General features: G+C 59.3%; 15 protein-coding genes. 5 read left to right on the top strand and 10 right to left on the bottom strand.

From position 1 onward, the window contains the following. Nucleotides 1-10 precede the first annotated feature (10 nt). The 3 genes from QRN20_RS06750 (at nt 11) to QRN20_RS06740 (ending at nt 3,769) form a co-directional block, all read left to right on the top strand. Nucleotides 11-688 (top strand): heavy metal response regulator transcription factor, encoded by a 678-nt coding sequence (locus tag QRN20_RS06750; RefSeq protein ID WP_025995024.1) that lies wholly within the window; start codon nt 11-13, stop codon nt 686-688. Then, nucleotides 678-2,042, top strand: coding sequence for a heavy metal sensor histidine kinase (locus QRN20_RS06745; RefSeq protein ID WP_058431885.1), 1,365 nt, complete (start codon nt 678-680; stop codon nt 2,040-2,042). Before QRN20_RS06750 ends, QRN20_RS06745 begins: the two co-directional genes overlap by 11 nt. A gap of 200 nt (nt 2,043-2,242) precedes the next feature. Beyond that, entirely contained in the window at nt 2,243-3,769 is a 1,527-nt protein-coding gene (locus QRN20_RS06740) for a sensor domain-containing diguanylate cyclase (protein ID WP_058431884.1), read from the top strand. Between the two features lie 65 nt (nt 3,770-3,834). On the opposite strand, the gene QRN20_RS06735 is transcribed toward QRN20_RS06740, so the two are convergent. Beyond that, nucleotides 3,835-4,305: a PA2169 family four-helix-bundle protein gene (locus QRN20_RS06735; RefSeq protein ID WP_025995021.1), complete on the bottom strand. Its 471-nt coding sequence runs from the start codon at nt 4,303-4,305 to the stop codon at nt 3,835-3,837. A 218-nt stretch (nt 4,306-4,523) separates the two neighbouring features. Here QRN20_RS06735 and QRN20_RS06730 point away from each other — a divergent pair, with 218 nt between their 5' ends. Further along, complete coding sequence (locus QRN20_RS06730) at nt 4,524-4,766, top strand: DUF3820 family protein (protein ID WP_073163482.1); 243 nt, start codon at nt 4,524-4,526, stop codon at nt 4,764-4,766. Between the two features lie 435 nt (nt 4,767-5,201). On the opposite strand, the gene QRN20_RS06725 is transcribed toward QRN20_RS06730, so the two are convergent. The 3 genes from QRN20_RS06725 to zwf are packed head-to-tail and all read right to left on the bottom strand — an operon-like array spanning nt 5,202 to nt 8,063. Then, a complete protein-coding gene (locus QRN20_RS06725; RefSeq protein ID WP_029241971.1) occupies nt 5,202-5,876 on the bottom strand; it encodes a bifunctional 4-hydroxy-2-oxoglutarate aldolase/2-dehydro-3-deoxy-phosphogluconate aldolase in 675 nt (224 codons plus the stop codon). Nucleotides 5,877-5,893: 17 nt separating this feature from the next. After that, entirely contained in the window at nt 5,894-6,607 is a 714-nt protein-coding gene (pgl, locus tag QRN20_RS06720) for a 6-phosphogluconolactonase (protein WP_122412399.1), read from the bottom strand. After that, entirely contained in the window at nt 6,594-8,063 is a 1,470-nt protein-coding gene (zwf, locus tag QRN20_RS06715) for a glucose-6-phosphate dehydrogenase (RefSeq protein ID WP_004878578.1), read from the bottom strand. The genes pgl and zwf overlap by 14 nt, the downstream gene beginning before the upstream one ends. Nucleotides 8,064-8,290: 227 nt before the next feature. Here zwf and QRN20_RS06710 point away from each other — a divergent pair, with 227 nt between their 5' ends. After that, a complete protein-coding gene (locus QRN20_RS06710; protein ID WP_170969002.1) occupies nt 8,291-9,148 on the top strand; it encodes a MurR/RpiR family transcriptional regulator in 858 nt (285 codons plus the stop codon). A gap of 152 nt (nt 9,149-9,300) precedes the next feature. Here QRN20_RS06710 and QRN20_RS06705 read toward each other — a convergent pair whose 3' ends face one another. The 6 genes from QRN20_RS06705 to QRN20_RS06680 form a co-directional block, all read right to left on the bottom strand. Further along, a complete protein-coding gene (locus tag QRN20_RS06705; RefSeq protein ID WP_058431882.1) occupies nt 9,301-10,176 on the bottom strand; it encodes a D-hexose-6-phosphate mutarotase in 876 nt (291 codons plus the stop codon). A gap of 125 nt (nt 10,177-10,301) precedes the next feature. Further along, nucleotides 10,302-11,663, bottom strand: coding sequence for a carbohydrate porin (locus QRN20_RS06700; RefSeq protein WP_285360040.1), 1,362 nt, complete (start codon nt 11,661-11,663; stop codon nt 10,302-10,304). Between the two features lie 127 nt (nt 11,664-11,790). After that, complete coding sequence (locus QRN20_RS06695; protein ID WP_029241967.1) at nt 11,791-12,951, bottom strand: ABC transporter ATP-binding protein; 1,161 nt, start codon at nt 12,949-12,951, stop codon at nt 11,791-11,793. Nucleotides 12,952-12,953: 2 nt separating this feature from the next. Then, entirely contained in the window at nt 12,954-13,799 is an 846-nt protein-coding gene (locus QRN20_RS06690) for a carbohydrate ABC transporter permease (RefSeq protein WP_025995015.1), read from the bottom strand. Beyond that, the gene (locus QRN20_RS06685; protein WP_004878565.1) at nt 13,792-14,700 is read right to left on the bottom strand and encodes a carbohydrate ABC transporter permease; all 909 of its coding nucleotides are present in this window, start codon (nt 14,698-14,700) and stop codon (nt 13,792-13,794) included. Before QRN20_RS06685 ends, QRN20_RS06690 begins: the two co-directional genes overlap by 8 nt. 104 nt (nt 14,701-14,804) lie before the next feature. After that, nucleotides 14,805-16,091, bottom strand: a complete 1,287-nt coding sequence (locus QRN20_RS06680; protein ID WP_122606695.1) for an ABC transporter substrate-binding protein — start codon at nt 16,089-16,091, stop codon at nt 14,805-14,807. Nucleotides 16,092-16,165: the final 74 nt, after the last annotated feature.

The raw sequence follows: 16,165 nt of genomic DNA, 5'->3' as shown, positions 1-16,165 counted from the left end.
GAGTCGCTTCATGCGCGTGCTGATCATCGAAGACGAAGAAAAAACTGCAGACTACCTGCGTCGAGGCCTGACCGAGCAAGGCTACGCCGTGGACGTGGCCCGTGATGGCATCGAGGGGCTGCACCTGGGGCTGGAAAACGATTACGCCGTCATGGTGCTCGACGTCATGCTGCCGGGGCTGGACGGGTTCGGCGTGCTGCGGGCGTTGCGGGCTCGCAAGCAGACACCGGTGATCATGCTCACTGCGCGCGAGCAGGTCGATGATCGCATCCGCGGGCTGCGTGAAGGCGCCGACGACTATCTGGGCAAGCCGTTCTCGTTTCTTGAACTGGTGGCGCGCCTGCAAGCGCTCACCCGGCGCAGCGGCGGTCATGAACCGGTGCAGATCAGCATCGCCGACCTGTGGATCGACCTGATCAGTCGCAAGGCAACCCGTGCCGGAGCGCGCCTGGAACTGACCGCCAAGGAGTTCTCCCTGCTGAGCGTGCTGGCCCGACGTCAAGGGGACATCCTGTCCAAGACCGCCATCGCCGAGATGGTCTGGGACATCAATTTCGACAGCGACACCAATGTCGTCGAGGTGGCGATCAAACGCCTGCGCGCCAAACTCGACGGTCCGCACGAGCAGAAGTTGCTGCACACCATTCGCGGCATGGGCTACGTGCTGGAGAGCCGAAGTGCGGATTGACTCGATTGCCCTGCGGTTGGGCGGTCTTTTTGCGCTCGTGGCGTTGGGCGTCTTCCTGTTGATCGGCTGGGCGCTGTACCTGCAGGTCGACAAGAGCCTGGATCTGCTGCCCCGCGCCGAAGTGGATGCGCGCTACAGCGTGCTGGAGTCGGCGGTCAATCGTTACGGCACGCAAGAACACTGGGCCAAGATCAAGACCAAGCTCAACCTGCTGAGTGAAGAGGACAAGCGCCTGCGGTTCTGGGTGGTCAGCGATGATCCGCGCTTCGAGTTCGGCGAGCCCGACGCGGCCATTCGCCGATTTGCCAGCGGGCCTCTGGGTATGCGCGACCTCAGGCTGGATGATCATCCCTTCGCGTTCAAAGTGCTGGTCAGCGAATTCGCCCCGAGGGATCAGCGCCCTGCCCTGCGTTTTCTCACCGCCATCGACACCGAGACGTTCTGGCATGCGCAGCACTCGCTACTGATCGCACTGGTCAGCTTCGCAGCGTTGGGCACTCTGTTGGCCTCGGCGCTGGGCTACTGGGTTGCGCGCATTGGCTTGCGTCCGCTGGCAACGCTGTCGCTTGAAGTGCAGAAACTTGCCCCGCCAAGGCTGTCAGGGCGTCTGCAACTGTCGCCATTGCCGCCCGAGCTCGAGCAGTTCGTGGCCTCGTTCAATTCAACCCTTGAGCGCGTCGAGCAGGCGTATTCGCGGCTGGAGTCGTTCAACGCCGATGTCGCCCATGAACTGCGCTCGCCGCTGACCAACCTGATCGGTCAGACTCAGGTCGCCCTGACCCGGGGCCGTTCGGCCGAGCATTATTTCGAAGTGCTGCAATCGAACCTCGAAGAACTCGAACGGCTGCGTTCGATCATCAACGACATGCTGTTTCTGGCCAGTGCCGATCAGGGCACCAGGGTTCAGGAGTTGACTCGGGCATCACTGGCCGGGGAAGTCGCCACCACGCTGGACTATCTGGATTTCATCCTCGAAGACGCACAGGTTCAGGTGCAGGTCGAAGGTGACGCCAGCGTACCGATTGAAAAGGCCCACCTGCGCCGGGCACTGATCAACCTGCTGCACAATGCCGTACAGCACACAGAGGCCGGGGAAAGGATCAGCGTGAATATCCAGGCGCAGGAGGATCACGTCAGCATCGGCGTGGCCAATCCGGGCGCACCGATCCCGGAAGAACATCTTCCCCGGCTGTTCGAACGGTTCTATCGGGTCGATGCATCGCGCAGCAACAGCGGTGCCAACCATGGTCTGGGACTTGCCATTGTCAAAGCCATCGCCCTGATGCACGGCGGCTCGGTGTTCGTGAACAGCGACCGGGGCATCAATACATTCGGCATCCGTCTTCCGCACTGATTATCCGTTTGCCGAACTTAATATTGACGCTCGGTATTTGACGGTCTTGAATGGTTTAAAAAAACAGTCTTTATTCTTCAGGCGCGCTTATTAGAGCTGCAACAGGCGTGCTATATATGCTGGCCTTTACAAGACTGCCAATAAAGTTAATGACCCACATCAATTATCAAGAATCATTCGTTTGCAGGTAGTACCCACCAATGCCGTTGTCTGCATCCACACAAGCCGCGTCTTACAAGTGGTCCCGGTCAGAGCTCATGCTCATTTTCGGCAGCTCGCTGTCGGTCCTCTCGATTCTGACCATCGTGGCGTCACTGTTGGTGCGCGAACGCAGTGATACCGCGCTATCCGCTGCACGTACCGCCTCCAACATGGTGCAGTTGATCGACGCTGACGTGATGCGCAACGCCGAACTGTATGACTCTTCCCTGCAAGGCATGATAAAGGCCTGGCAACGCCATGACCTGATGAGTCTCTCACCGGAATTGCGTCAGTTGGTACTGTTTGATCGTTCGACTGCCGCGCCTTACAAAGGTGATTTGGTCTTGCTCGACAACCGGGGAGAGATATTGGCAGACTCGTTATCGGTCATACCGCGCGACGATAACTTTTCGGACCGTTCCTATTTCAAGGAACATGCCACTGACCCGTCACTGGAGTTGCATGTCAGCCCGCCTTACAAGACCCGTTGGGGTTACAAGGATTGGTGCATCGGTTTCAGCCGAAGAATGTCAGGACCCCATGGCGAGTTCATGGGTATTGCCAGTGCTGCCATGCGTCTGGTGTATTTCAAACAGTTGTTCATGAGTCAGAAGCTGGGTAATGACAGCAGTATTAACCTGATCAATACCAAAGGTATTTTGATTGTTCGCCACCCTGACAGGGACGGGCAGGAATTGATCGGTAAGGACTTCAGCCAGACTGCCAACTTCCAGCGCATGCTCAAGGAGGGCGAAGGCAGCTTTTCTGCCTGGTCGACCCAGTTGAATGCACAGCGGTTCTACACCTTTTCGAGGGTCGGTAATCTGCCCTTGATTGTCGTGGTCGGCCAGTCCGAAGCAGAGGTGTACGCAGTCTGGCGGCGCAATGCCTGGCTGGTCGGCTCGGCCACCAGTGTGCTGTGTCTGGGGATACTGTGGCTGACAGGCCTGCTGTGCCGCGAATTACGCAGACGCCAGCGAGCCGAAGACCAACTGGCCTGCCTGGCGGCGACCGATGGCCTTACCGGGCTGGATAATCGACGCCAGCTCGACGCTGCGATGGAAACCGAATGGTCGCGTGCACACCGCTCGGGCAAGCCGCTGTCGATGCTGATGATCGACGTTGATCACTTCAAGGCATTCAACGAGCGCCATGGGCACCAGGGCGGCGATCAGGCGCTGCGCAAGGTGGCTCAGACCATTGCAGATAACATAAGGCGCCCGGGTGATATGGCGGCCCGCTACGGGGGCGAAGAGTTTGTCGTGGTGCTGCCGGAAACCGACAGCAACGGCGCGCTGATACTCGCTGAAAACGTACGCAAGGCCATCGAATCCATGCCGCCCTTCCCCGGCGATGAACAGCCAATCACGGTCAGCATTGGCGTTGCGTCGCAGATGGTTCATTCAGGTGACAAGCTGGCGGCGTTCTTCGGCATTGCCGACAAGGCGCTCTATCAGGCTAAGAACAATGGCCGTAACCGGGTCGAGCTGCGTGTGGCGGCGGCGAACATTGCAGGTCTGGCCTGAGAGATTGGAGGCATAAAAAAACGCCAGACTGGCTGGCGTTTTCTTAGTACCGCTGAGCTACCGGATTACGAGGCGGCGCGGGCTGCGTCACGAAGTGCTTTGACTTCGTCGTGGTTCTTCAGAACGCCCTGATATTGCTTTTCGATAACAGCGATCACTGCCGGGGAAACGCCCTTCTCGCGGGATTTCTCCAGAGCCTTGCTGTAAGCTTTTTTGGCGACATCTTCGCCACGCTCTACTTCTTCCAGCACAGCCTTGTCATCGCTGCTGGTGAATGCGGTTTTCAGCTTGACCCATGCCTGGTGCAGGTCGGCCGATACGCTGGACGAATCTTCTGGCTTGCCGCCCAGTTGTTGTACGTGCTGCTGAAGCTCTCGCACTGCAGCGCCGACTTCAGTCGAACGACGTGCAAGGAAGGATTTCACCTGTGGGCTTTTCGCATTCTCTGCACTGGTCTTGAAACCTTCTTCGCCGTCAATGCTGGTTTCGATCAGGTCATTGAGGATAGAGATCGTTTCTTTGTTGATATCAGTCATTTGATAATTTCCTAATGGCAGGTTGATACGAAAGTTGCTTCTGCATTGAATACTGCAGTCGTCATGCCAGCTTTTTTAAAAATTTTATTCGTTTAAAATCAATAGCTTACGAAATTTTCACAAAGTGATTATCGTGATTTCTGCATGAACCGCACCTTGCCTGCATGCAGAATGCACGTATCGTGTTGGTTCAAGCGAAACGACAGAAGGTCCCGTCCGTGAATCCTGAAAAACTCAAGCTGCTGGTCACCCAGGAAATGCCATTTGGCAAGTACAAGGGACGGCTGATCGCCGACCTGCCCGGCCATTACCTGAACTGGTTCGCCCGTGAGGGCTTTCCGAAGGGTGAACTGGGTGGCCTGCTGGCCCTGATGCAGGAGATCGATCACAACGGCCTCAGCGAGATACTGGACCCGATCCGCACTCGCCCGCGTCAGTCCTTCAAGGACCGCGGTGCTTGAGCGGAGGCAAAAAAAACGGTGCGCCGGACCAGGGCGCACCGCAAAGCCATACAACCAACAACAACTTCTTTGAACGGGGCCAGACGCCTGGCCTCGTATTGATGGTGCCCATCACGGGTGCGCATGCAGCACGTGAAGCTGCGTCATACCCGAGAGCGGACGCGGAGCGTCCTGGGCGGCATTCCCACGCGGAGCGTGGGAACGATCAGGGTGATATCGCGCTCGCCGATCATGCCCATGCTTGCGCTCAGCGTTATATCCAAGGCTTGCTGCAACCACGGACTACAGTGGGAGGCGGCTTGCCGGCGATGCGTTTTCCGAAGCGCCACGTCGGTGACTGAACTGACGCTATCGCCGGCAAGCCGCCTCCCACGGGGTATGTGTCGAGTCAGGCAGTTTCGTCTTGGCGCCGTTTTACGCGTCTTCCAGACTTACTCAGTCAAACAACGCCAACGCCTGCGCAGTCGCTTCCTGAATGCGGCCCCAGTCGCCATTCTTGACCCAGGCGTTGTCGATCATCCAGGTACCGCCAACGCACATGACGTTTGGCAGGGCCATGTAGTTCTTCAGGTTCTGTTCGTTGACGCCGCCGGTGGGGCAGAAGCGCACTTCGTTGAAAGGTCCGCCCAGGGCCTTGATCGCGGCCACACCGCCGCTGATTTCAGCCGGGAACAGCTTGAATCGGCGATAGCCCATGGCGTAGCCGATCATGATTTCCGAGGCACTGCTGACACCTGGCAGCAACGGCAGCGGGCTGTCGACGGCGGCCTGCAGCAGGTCCTGCGTGCTGCCAGGGGTGACGATGAACTGCGAACCTGCGGCTTCGGCATCGGCCAGCATCTTGCGATCCAGGATCGTGCCTGCGCCTACACACAGTTCCGGGCGCTGCTCACGCAGGATGCGGATGGCGCTCAGGCCGAACGCCGAGCGCAGGGTGATTTCCAGAGCGGTCATGCCGCCAGCGGCGAGGGCGTCGGCCAACGGCAGAACATCCTGATCACGGGCAATGGTGATGACCGGCAGAATCTTCGCTTTTGCGCAGAGTTCATCTATCTGGACAATCTTGTTCGCCATGCTGTTGAGCGGCTGATTATTTTCGTTCTGTGTCATGGCGACGTTTCCTTTGCTTATGGGCACCAGTAAATCTCAAGAGACGGTTCTAGAAAGGCACGGACCGGCATTTCGGCGAGATCATCGCCCGCCAGCGCCGCGCGCAGAGTGTCGAGTTTGGCCTGCCCGGACACCGACAGGATTGGTCGCTTCGCCGACGCCAACAGGCGGCGGGTCAGGGTCAGGCGCTGATGCGGCACGCTGGGAGCCAGCATCGGCAGGCAACGGCGCTCACTGTCCAGGCTCAAGGCCTCGGTCAGGTTCGGGCTATTGGGGAACAGCGAAGCGGTGTGACCGTCATCGCCCATGCCCAGAATCAGTACATCAATGGGCGGCAACTCGGCCAGCGCCTTGTCGGCCGTCAGTGCGGCCTCCTCAACGCTGCCCGCCACGTTGTACAGACCGAGGAATGTCGCCTTGGCCGCAGGGCCTTGCAGCAGATGACGCTGCAACAGACCCGCGTTGCTGTCGGCATGCTCGGTCGGCACAAAGCGCTCGTCAGCCAGGCTGACGACTACCTTGCTCCAGTCCAGCGGCTGTTGCGCCAGGCTCTGGAAAAACGCCACCGGACTGCGGCCGCCGGAGACCACTAGGGTCGCCAGGCCGTTCTCGCCGATGGCCGCGTTCAGTTGCCCGGCCACATTCGCAGCCAGCGCATCGGCCAACTGCTGCGGGTTGTCGAATTCACGCGCTACCAGCCCTGCTGGCAGCTCAAGGTCACATATCGCCATACCAGGATCTCCCGTCGCGAGTAATCAGAGCAATGGAGCTCATCGGCCCCCAGGATCCGGCCGCATAAGGCTTGGGCGCATCGCCCGCCTTCTTCCAGCCTGCGATCAACTGATCACACCATTGCCACGCGTACTCGATTTCATCTTTGCGGACAAACAGGTTCTGATTGCCACGCATGACTTCCAGCAATAACCGCTCATAGGCGTCGGGGACCCGAGCGCTGCGGTAAGTGTCGGAAAAATTCAGTTGCAGAGGGCCGCTGCGCAGCTGCATGCCTTTGTCCAGGCCCTGATCCTTGGTCATCACCTGCAAGGAAATGCCTTCATCCGGCTGCAGGCGGATGATCAGACGGTTGCTGATCTGCAAACGCTGCTCAGGGGCGAAGATGTAGTGCGGCGGCTCTTTGAAGTGGATCACGATCTGCGAAAGCTTCTGCGGCATGCGCTTGCCGGTACGCAGATAGAAGGGCGTGCCCGACCAGCGCCAGTTGCGGATGTCGGCCCGCAAGGCGACGAAGGTTTCGGTGTCGCTCTGGGTGTTGGAGTTTTCTTCTTCCAGGTAACCGGGCACCGCCTTGCCTTCGCTGTAGCCGCCGGTGTACTGACCGCGCACCACCTGGGTCGCCAGACGCTCGGGCGTGAACGGCGCCAGTGCCTTGAGCACCTTGACCTTCTCGTCACGAATACTGTCGGCCGACAGGTCGCTCGGCGGGTCCATCGCAATCAGGCAGAGCAGTTGCAGCAGGTGGTTCTGGATCATGTCGCGCAGCTGGCCGGCCTGATCGAAATAGCCCCAGCGGCCCTCGATACCGACCTTCTCGGCCACGGTGATTTCCACGTGGGAAATGTGATTCTGGTTCCACTGGGTTTCGAACAGGCTGTTGGCGAAACGCAAGGCAATGAGGTTCTGTACCGTGTCCTTGCCCAGATAGTGGTCGATGCGATAGACGCGGTTTTCCGGGAAGAACTGCGCGACGGCATCGTTGACGCGACGCGAAGACGCAAGGTCGTGGCCGATCGGCTTTTCCAGCACCGCGCGGGTGCGGTCTGCCAGATTGACCGAGGCCAGGTTCTCGCAGATCGCGCCATACACCGATGCGGGTGTGGCGAAGTAGGCGATCAAGGTTTCTGCGTCACCCACGCGCTCGGCCAGTGCAACGTAATCCTCGGCCTTGAGGAAATCGACGTGCAGGTAGCTCAGGCGCCCCAGGAAACGGGAAACGTGTTCGTCTTCAAGCTGCGCCTCGGAAATGAAGCGACGCATGGATTGTTCGATGTAGGCCAGATGCGACGGTGCGTCGCCCGGCTCTCGCGCCAGCGCAAGAATTTTTGTGTCTTCATGCAGGAGTCCAGCGCGATCAAGCTGATAAAGAGCCGGGAACAGCTTGCGAACTGCCAGGTCCCCCAGGGCACCAAACAGGGCAAATGTGCACGGTTCAACCGTAATCAAGGGCATAATGTTGGTTCTTTTATCAAGTTAGGCTACAAATACCTTTTTTAAAGGCGTTACTCAAGGCCATATGTAGTAATAACCACAACATTCTGCCTAAAAGCATATTCCAGTGGTGATCAACACAGGCCCTCAGTACGATAGGCCACCTTTGCTACAGGCTAAAGGGCTAATAAAAGCTCGAGCGAAAACCGTTGGTGAATCAGCCCCGACAAGGATTTTGAATGGACCGCATTAGAAACCTCCTGGAGCAAATCCAGGGCCGACTCGATGAGCTGAACAAGGCCGAACGCAAGGTGGCCGAAGTGATTCTGCTCAACCCGCAGATGGCGACGCGACTGAGCATCGCCGCGCTGGCCCAGGCTGCGAAAGTCAGCGAGCCGACCGTCAATCGTTTCTGCCGCTCGTTCAATGTCAGTGGTTACCCGGAGCTCAAGCTGCAACTGGCCCAGAGCCTGGCCAGCGGCGCGGCTTACGTCAGCCGTGCGGTCGAAGCCGATGACAATCCCGAGGCTTACACGCAGAAGATTTTCGGCAGCGCCATCGCGTCGCTGGACAGCGCCTGCCAGCAACTGGACCCGACGCTGATCAGCAAGTCGGTGGACATGCTGATCCAGGCGCGCCAGATTCACTTCTTCGGTCTGGGGGCTTCGGCACCTGTCGCGCTCGACGCGCAACACAAATTCTTCCGCTTCAATCTGGCGGTGACGGCACATGCCGATGTGCTGATGCAGCGCATGATTGCGTCGGTGGCGCACACGGGTGAGCTGTTCGTGATCATTTCCTACACCGGCCGCACCCGCGAGCTGGTGGAAGTTGCGCGCATCGCACGGGCCAACGGTGCTTCGGTACTGGGCCTGACCGCCGCAGGGTCGCCACTGGCCCAGGCCAGCACCGTCAGCCTGAACATTCCGTTGCCGGAAGACACGGATATCTACATGCCGATGACCTCAAGGATCATTCAGCTCACTGTTCTGGACGTGCTGGCGACCGGCATGACCCTGCGCCGTGGCGTGGACTTCCAGCCGCACCTGCGCAAGATCAAGGAAAGCCTCAACGACAGTCGTTACCCGGTCGAGGATCAGGGCTGAGCGTCAGCCCGAGAGCGGACGCGGAGCGTCCCGAGAGGCATTCCCACGCGGAGCGTGAGGAACGATCATCCATCACCGCGCACTGATCGTGCCCATCGCTCTGCGTGGGCATGCCGCCCGTGACGCTCTGCGTCACATTCGCAAGCGAACGCTCAATACGCCAACTGCGCCTGTAGCTTGAGCTGCGCGTGCTGCCCTGGCGCAAGGCTGAAGCTTTCGCCGCTGCCTGATGCCGCTTCCACGCGAACGAAGCCTGCGGTCTCGCTGCCACACACGCCCAGCAATGGACGGCTACCGGGGTGCCAGACGACGGTGTTGGTGCTGTCGCCGGTGTCGATGTTCAACTGTCGCGCCCAGGCCGGATCCTGAAGCTGTAACGCGCCCTCGTGCTCGAAGACTCGCTGGCAGCCGCCCGCCACCCGCAGCGCACCGTGTTGTTGGCACGCCTGACGACTCAGTTCGTCATAGCCCGGCGCACCGTCCAGACCTTGCAGCGCCACCTGGGCAACGTCGCTGATGCGCCAATAGGCGTGCAGTGCATGACTGAAATGACAGGGTTCGCTGTCTTCATGGCAGGTGCTCAGGCTCAGCTCCATGCCCTGCCCCAGCTCGGCATGCAGGTCGGCCTGCCAGTCGCAGAGCTGCAAGCGCCAATGCAGGCTCACGCCCGCCTCGCTTTCGCTGCTGTCGATCAGCTTCCAGTCCAGCAAACGGCCCCAGCCATGGGCCGGCCAGCCGTTTTCGCCCGGATGCCGCCCGTACCAGGGCCAGCAAACCGGCACTCCGCCCCGAATCGCCCCTACCTGCGGCCATTGCGCCGCGCACCAGAGCCAGGGCTTCTGGTCGCGGGGCTGAAAGTGCAACAACTGCGCGCCCTGCCGACTGAACACCGCCTGACACTGCGGATGGTCGATCACCAGCACATCGCGCAACTGGTGGCGCTCCCACTCGAACGTCGGACGGGCGCGGCGGGATCGGAAGAAGCGTTGCAGGGGATGCTCGGAAATCTGCGCGTCGTCGGAAGTCATCGCCAGTCGCGTCCTGAAAAAAAGGGGAATTCAAGCCAATAAAAAACGGGCAGCCAGGCTGCCCGCAAAGCACACACGACCCTTGATCGCTCTATGCGTCATTCATGATTCATGTAAGTCCCGAATCAGAACTTCGACTGAATCTTCAGACCTGCCACGATGGCATCGTCAACCTTGTCAACACCGCCTGGGTGCTTGACGTACTGCAGGTTGGGACGCACGGTCAGCCAGTTGGTGACGTGGAAGCCGTAGTAGATCTCGGAGTTGTATTCGGTCTGCTGCACTGGCAGGAAGCCCGGATTGTCGTAGTCGTTGATGTTGTTGATCTGGTTCTGCAGACGGCGGCGATCCTGAACATCATCGTTTACGTGGATACGGGCGAAGCCGATGCCGATGTCATCCTTCGGACGGGAATCGAACGGACCTTTATAGGTGAAACCGATCTGCTGGTAGTTGTCGACAAAGTTGGTTTCCTTGTCGTGCACGGTGGCGTTGGCGAAGATGCTCAGACCGCGCGAGGCATCGCCGTTGTGTGCAGTCAGCTGTTGCTGAGCGACGACCCACCAGCCTTTCTTGCTGTCATGCGACTTGAACGCAGCGCCGGTAACAGCCTGAGGCTGACCGTTGACGTCTTCATAGACATCGTCGGCATTCGGCGTGCTCTTGTAGAAGCCGACACGGTACTCACCCGGCAACGAATTGACGGTAGGTGTCCAGACCAGTTCCACCGGCAGGATCATGCCTTTGGTGCCGCTGCCGCTGAGCTTGAAGCCGTTGCCGGTTTCCAGGTTCGACGGGTTCTGCTCGTACACGCCGATCTGCGCATACACTTCAGGCGTGATGTTGTACTTCACGCGCAAGGCCCACTGGCTGATTGGCCAGTTGTACCAGGTGTTCACGTAGTTACCGACCTGCGAGCCGCAGAACGACAGGTTCTGGAAATCGCACGGGAAGCTGTTGAAGTCTTCGCCCGGTCCGAAACGACCGACCTTGACGTCCAGCGCGCCGTCGAAGTATTTCTGCTTGACCCACATTTGCGTCAGACGCCAGGTCTGACCACGACCCCAGACTTCCTGCGAGGAGCTGAGGGTGCCGGCGCGAGGATCGCCGATGCGGTCGTTGGAGATGTTGCGGCCACTACGCTCAGTGATCGCCAGCTTGAATTCAGCGTCGTTCCAGCCCAGCACCTTCTCCAGATCGACCTTCATGCCCAGCGCGAACTGATCGCTGTAACGGCCGGTCTTGTCATCGTTGTAGCCGCCCTTGATGTTGCTGGCCATCTCGGACACGTATTCCAGCGAGAAGTCGTAACCCTTGTCGAGCAGCTCGGTACGTTTTCCGCCCCAGTCACCGGTCATCCATGGTGAGTCGTAGGAAAACGCATCTGCCGCATGAGCGCTACCTGCCAGGCTCATTGCACCAATAACGGACAGCTTGCCTACCAACTGCAGCCGGAAATGCGATTTAGCCTTGTTGATCTTCTTCATCCCATCAATCCTCGTTTTATTGTTATTAGCTTTGGTTTACGTCTTACAACACTGCTTCGTGTTCGCTGGTGGGTCGCTTGCCTGAGCGAAAGGCGACCCGCCAGCTGTGCTCGGGTGGATCAAGCTATCACTTGCGGCTCAACTGGGAAACATTGTTGACACGCTCAGCCGAAGGCTGACTTCCCAGCACGCCCAGACGCTCACCGCTCTTGGCGTCGAACAGCAAAACCTTCGAAGGATCGAATTGCAGGGTCAGGCTTTCGCCGACCTGTGGCGCAACGTCCGGCGCCAGACGGCAGCAGACTTTACTCTGATTCAGCGTGACGAACACCAGCGTGTCCGGACCGGTCGGTTCGGTGACCTGGACTTCGGCGCGAATGGTCGGCAGCGCGGTAGGTTCGCCGCTCGCCAGGGTGATCTGCTCGGGGCGGATGCCCAGAATGATTTCCCGATCCTCAAGACCCGCGTCGCTGACGCCAACCGGCAGCTCGCAGCGCGCCTGACCGCTATCGAGCAGCGCAACCAGACGGCCGTCCTGACGTTGCAGGCGCAGCGGGATGAAGTTCATCGGCGGCGAGCCGATGAAGCTGGCCACGAACAGGTTGGCCGGGTCGTTGTAGATCTGCTTGGGCGTACCGAACTGCTGGACGATGCCATCCTTCATGACCGCGACCTTGTCACCCAGTGTCATGGCCTCGATCTGGTCGTGGGTCACGTACACAGTGGTGGTTTTCAGACGCTGGTGCATCAGTTTCATTTCGGTACGCATCTCGACGCGCAGCTTGGCGTCGAGGTTGGAAAGCGGTTCGTCGAACAGGTAGATCTTTGGACGGCGTGCCAGGGCACGGCCCATGGCCACACGCTGTTGCTGACCACCGGACAGCTGGCCCGGCTTGCGGTTGAGCAGGTGCTCGATCTGCAGCAGCTTGGCGACCCGTGCCACCTCTTCTTCAATGGCAGCAGGCGCCATCTTGCGAATTTTCAGGCCGAACGCGATGTTTTCTCTCACGCTCATGGTCGGGTACAGCGCGTAGGACTGGAACACCATCGCGATGTCGCGATCCTTCGGGCTGGTGCCGCTGACGTCTTCGCCGTCGATCAGGATCGCGCCGCCAGTGATGTTTTCCAGGCCCGCGATGCAGTTCATCAGGGTGGATTTGCCGCAACCGGACGGACCGACCAGGATCAGGAACTCGCCGTCCTTGATCGACAGTTCGATGTTCTTCAGCGTGTCCGGCAGGTTGGTGCCGTAGGTCTTGTTGACGTTGCGTAGCTCGAGAGTCGCCATGATTACCCCTTGACCGCGCCGGCTGTGAGCCCACGCAGGAAATACTTGCCAGCCAGTACGTACACCAGCAGTGTCGGCAGCCCGGCGATCATCGCCGCCGCCATGTCAACGTTGTATTCCTTGGCGCCGGTGCTGGTGTTGACCAGGTTGTTCAGCGCCACGGTAATGGGCTGCGATTCGCCACTGGAGAACACCACGCCGAACAGGAAGTCGTTCCAGATCTGGGTGAACTGCCAGATCAGGCACACCATCACGATCGGCGTCGACATCGGCAGGATGATGCGGCCAAAGATGGTGAAGAAACCTGCGCCATCCAGGCGTGCGGCGCGCACCAGCGCATCCGGCACGCTGACGTAGTAGTTACGGAAGAACAGCGTGGTGAATGCCAGACCGTAGACCACGTGAACGAACACCAGGCCCGTGGTGGTGTTGGCCAGGCCCATCTTGCCCAGCGTGAAGGACGCAGGCAGCAGAACGGTCTGGAACGGCAGGAAGCAGCCGAACAGCAACAGGCCGAAGAACAGTTGCGAGCCGCGGAATTTCCACATCGACAGCACGTAGCCGTTGAGTGCGCCAATGGCGGTGGAGATGATCACCGCCGGAACGGTGATGCGCAGCGAGTTCCAGAAATAGCCGTCGACGATGTCCCAGGCCTTGACCCAGCCGATGACGGTGACGACGCTCGGCCAGCTCAACAGGTTGCCGGTGCCAATGTCTTCCGGAGTCTTGAAGCTGGTGAACAGCATGACCACCAGCGGAACCAGATAAATCAAACAGGCCAGCAACAGCACGGCGTGAATCACCACGCGGCTGAGGCTGATGCCTGGCTTGCCTACAAGACTAGTCATTGCGCTTGGTCCTCAGCTCGGAGTACAGGTACGGCACCAGAATCGCCAGGATCGCGCCGAGCATCAGAATCGCACTCGCCGAACCCATGCCCATCTGGCCACGGCTGAAGGTGAAGGAATACATGAACATGGCGGGCAGGTCCGAGGAGTAACCGGGGCCACCGGCCGTCATCGCGGCCACCAGATCGAAGCTCTTGATCGCGATGTGCGCCAGGATCATCACCGCACTGAAGAACACTGGACGCAGGCTTGGCAGCACCACACGCCAGTAGATCATCGGCAGGCTCGCGCCATCCATTTGCGCAGCACGGATGATCGATTGATCGACACCGCGCAGGCCGGCCAGGAACAGCGCCATCACAAAGCCGGACGACTGCCAGACAGCGGCGATCACCAGGCAATACACCACACGGTCAGGATCGATCAGCCAGTCCAGGCGGAAGCCTTCCCAGCCCCAGTCGCGCAGCATCTTGTCCAGGCCCAGGCCCGGGTTGAGCAGCCACTTCCAGGCCGTACCGGTGACGATCATCGAGAGCGCCATCGGGTACAGATAAATAGTGCGGATCGCGCCTTCGCGACGGATGCGCTGGTCCAGCAAGATCGCCAGAAAGACACCGATCACCAGACTGATGCCGATGAACATGCCACCGAACACTGCAAGGTTCTTGCTCGCGACCCACCAGCGGTCGTTGTCCATCAGGCGCGCGTATTGCGCCAGACCGACCCACTTGTAGGACGGCAGGAACGTCGAGTTGGTGAACGAAAGGACGAACGTCCACAGGATGTAACCGTAGAAACCAACCAACACGATGAACATGCTTGGCGCCAGCACCAGTTTCGGTAGCCAGCGTTGCAATGTATCCAGTGGCGAGGCTTTGCTGAACACAGCGACAGAGCTCATCGGGAGTATCCCATTCGGTGTATCGAATTCAGGCCACAGGCACGGGTGGAATCGGGTTTCGATTCCACCCGCACCAACTGCGGCGGTACGTCAGGTTATGCGGATTACTGGGCTGACTTGACGGCGGTGGCCAATTGCTTGGCGGTCGCGGCCGGATCGGCTGACGGGTTGTTGATGTAATTGGTGATCACATCAAAGAACGCGCCCTGGACTGCCAGCGAGGTGGCCATGTTGTGCGCCATGCTCGGTTGCAGACCGCCGGTTTTCGAATCCGCCAGGAAGTCCTTGGCTGCGGTTTGCGCGCAGGAATCGAAGCCGTATTTGGCCATGTCATTGAGCATGTCTTCACGAACCGGAATCGAGCCCTTGTTGATGCTGAAGACTTTCTGGAAGTCCTCACCCATCGCAACCTTGGCCAGGTCCTGCTGGGCAGCGGTCGTGCCCTTGTCCTTCTGCTTGAACACTGCCAGCGAGTCGATGTTGTAGGTGAACGCCTTGTCGGTGCCCGGGAAGGCTACGCACTGGTAATCCTTGCCCGCGACTTTCTTGGCGGCGGTCCATTCACTCTTGGCCCAGTCACCCATGATCTGCATACCGGCCTTGCCGTTGATGACTTTGGCCGCTTCCAGGTTCCAGTCCTGACCCTTCCCGTCGGCGTCCATGTAGGTCGCGACTTTCTTGAGTTCGGTGAGCGACTTGACCATGCCTTCGCCGGTCAGTGCGTCCTTGTCGAGGTCGACCAAGGCTTTCTTGTAACCGTCTGCCCCCATGACCGACATCACGACCGCTTCGAACACGGTGCTGTCCTGCCACGGCTGACCGCCGTGAGCCAGCGCAATGAAACCGGCTTTCTTCAGCTTGTCGCCAGCGGCATAGAACTCTTCGAGGGTGGTCGGCGCTTTTTCGATGCCGGCTTTCTTGAAGACCTCAGGGTTGATCCACAGCCAGTTGACGCGGTGAATGTTCACCGGCACGGCAACGTAATCACCGTCGTACTTCACGGTATCGGAGACTTTCTTGTCCAGCAGCGAGTCCCATTTTTCTGCCTTGGCGACGTCTTTCAACGCGTCGGTGTCGAGCAGACCGGTGGACGCCCATTCCTGAATGTCCGGGCCTTTGATCTGGGCAACGCCAGGCGGGTTGCCGGCAACGGCGCGGCTTTTGAGCACGGTCATGGCAGTGGAACCACCACCACCGGCCACGGCGCCGTCTTTCCAAGTGAAGCCGTCTTTTTCAACTTGCGCTTTCAGGACATCAACCGCAGCTTTTTCGCCACCCGAGGTCCACCAGTGCACGACTTCTACAGTGCCTTTGGCATCAGCAGCATGGGAGCTCAGCGGGAACAGGGAGGCGAGGGAGATGACAACGGCGAGGCGTGACATTGAATTCATCGAATTGACCTTTCTTGTTGTTATGCATGAGCAAGTCTGGTGCTTGCGCTTCGTGGGAGTCTAACCAAGCGAAT

The sequence above is a fragment of the Pseudomonas sp. fls2-241-TYG-175 genome (genome assembly GCF_030209155.1).
GTDB classification, from domain to species: Bacteria; Pseudomonadota; Gammaproteobacteria; order Pseudomonadales; family Pseudomonadaceae; genus Aquipseudomonas; species Aquipseudomonas viridiflava.
The sequence above is the reverse complement of the archived record's forward strand: the minus strand, read 5'-3'. Positions and strand labels throughout refer to the sequence as shown.

Excerpts from the sequence above, each read along its gene's own strand:
- pgl (WP_122412399.1), bottom strand. The coding sequence starts at position 6,607 with ATGGCGATATGTGACCTTGAGCTGCCAGCAGGGCTGGTAGCGCGTGAA.
- QRN20_RS06685 (WP_004878565.1), bottom strand. The coding sequence starts at position 14,700 with ATGAGCTCTGTCGCTGTGTTCAGCAAAGCCTCGCCACTGGATACATTG.
- QRN20_RS06690 (WP_025995015.1), bottom strand. The coding sequence starts at position 13,799 with ATGACTAGTCTTGTAGGCAAGCCAGGCATCAGCCTCAGCCGCGTGGTG.
- QRN20_RS06740 (WP_058431884.1), top strand. The coding sequence starts at position 2,243 with ATGCCGTTGTCTGCATCCACACAAGCCGCGTCTTACAAGTGGTCCCGG.
- QRN20_RS06705 (WP_058431882.1), bottom strand. The coding sequence starts at position 10,176 with ATGACTTCCGACGACGCGCAGATTTCCGAGCATCCCCTGCAACGCTTC.
- QRN20_RS06680 (WP_122606695.1), bottom strand. The coding sequence starts at position 16,091 with ATGAATTCAATGTCACGCCTCGCCGTTGTCATCTCCCTCGCCTCCCTG.
- QRN20_RS06725 (WP_029241971.1), bottom strand. The coding sequence starts at position 5,876 with ATGACACAGAACGAAAATAATCAGCCGCTCAACAGCATGGCGAACAAG.
- QRN20_RS06700 (WP_285360040.1), bottom strand. The coding sequence starts at position 11,663 with ATGAAGAAGATCAACAAGGCTAAATCGCATTTCCGGCTGCAGTTGGTA.
- QRN20_RS06750 (WP_025995024.1), top strand. The coding sequence starts at position 11 with ATGCGCGTGCTGATCATCGAAGACGAAGAAAAAACTGCAGACTACCTG.
- QRN20_RS06735 (WP_025995021.1), bottom strand. The coding sequence starts at position 4,305 with ATGACTGATATCAACAAAGAAACGATCTCTATCCTCAATGACCTGATC.
- zwf (WP_004878578.1), bottom strand. The coding sequence starts at position 8,063 with ATGCCCTTGATTACGGTTGAACCGTGCACATTTGCCCTGTTTGGTGCC.
- QRN20_RS06695 (WP_029241967.1), bottom strand. The coding sequence starts at position 12,951 with ATGGCGACTCTCGAGCTACGCAACGTCAACAAGACCTACGGCACCAAC.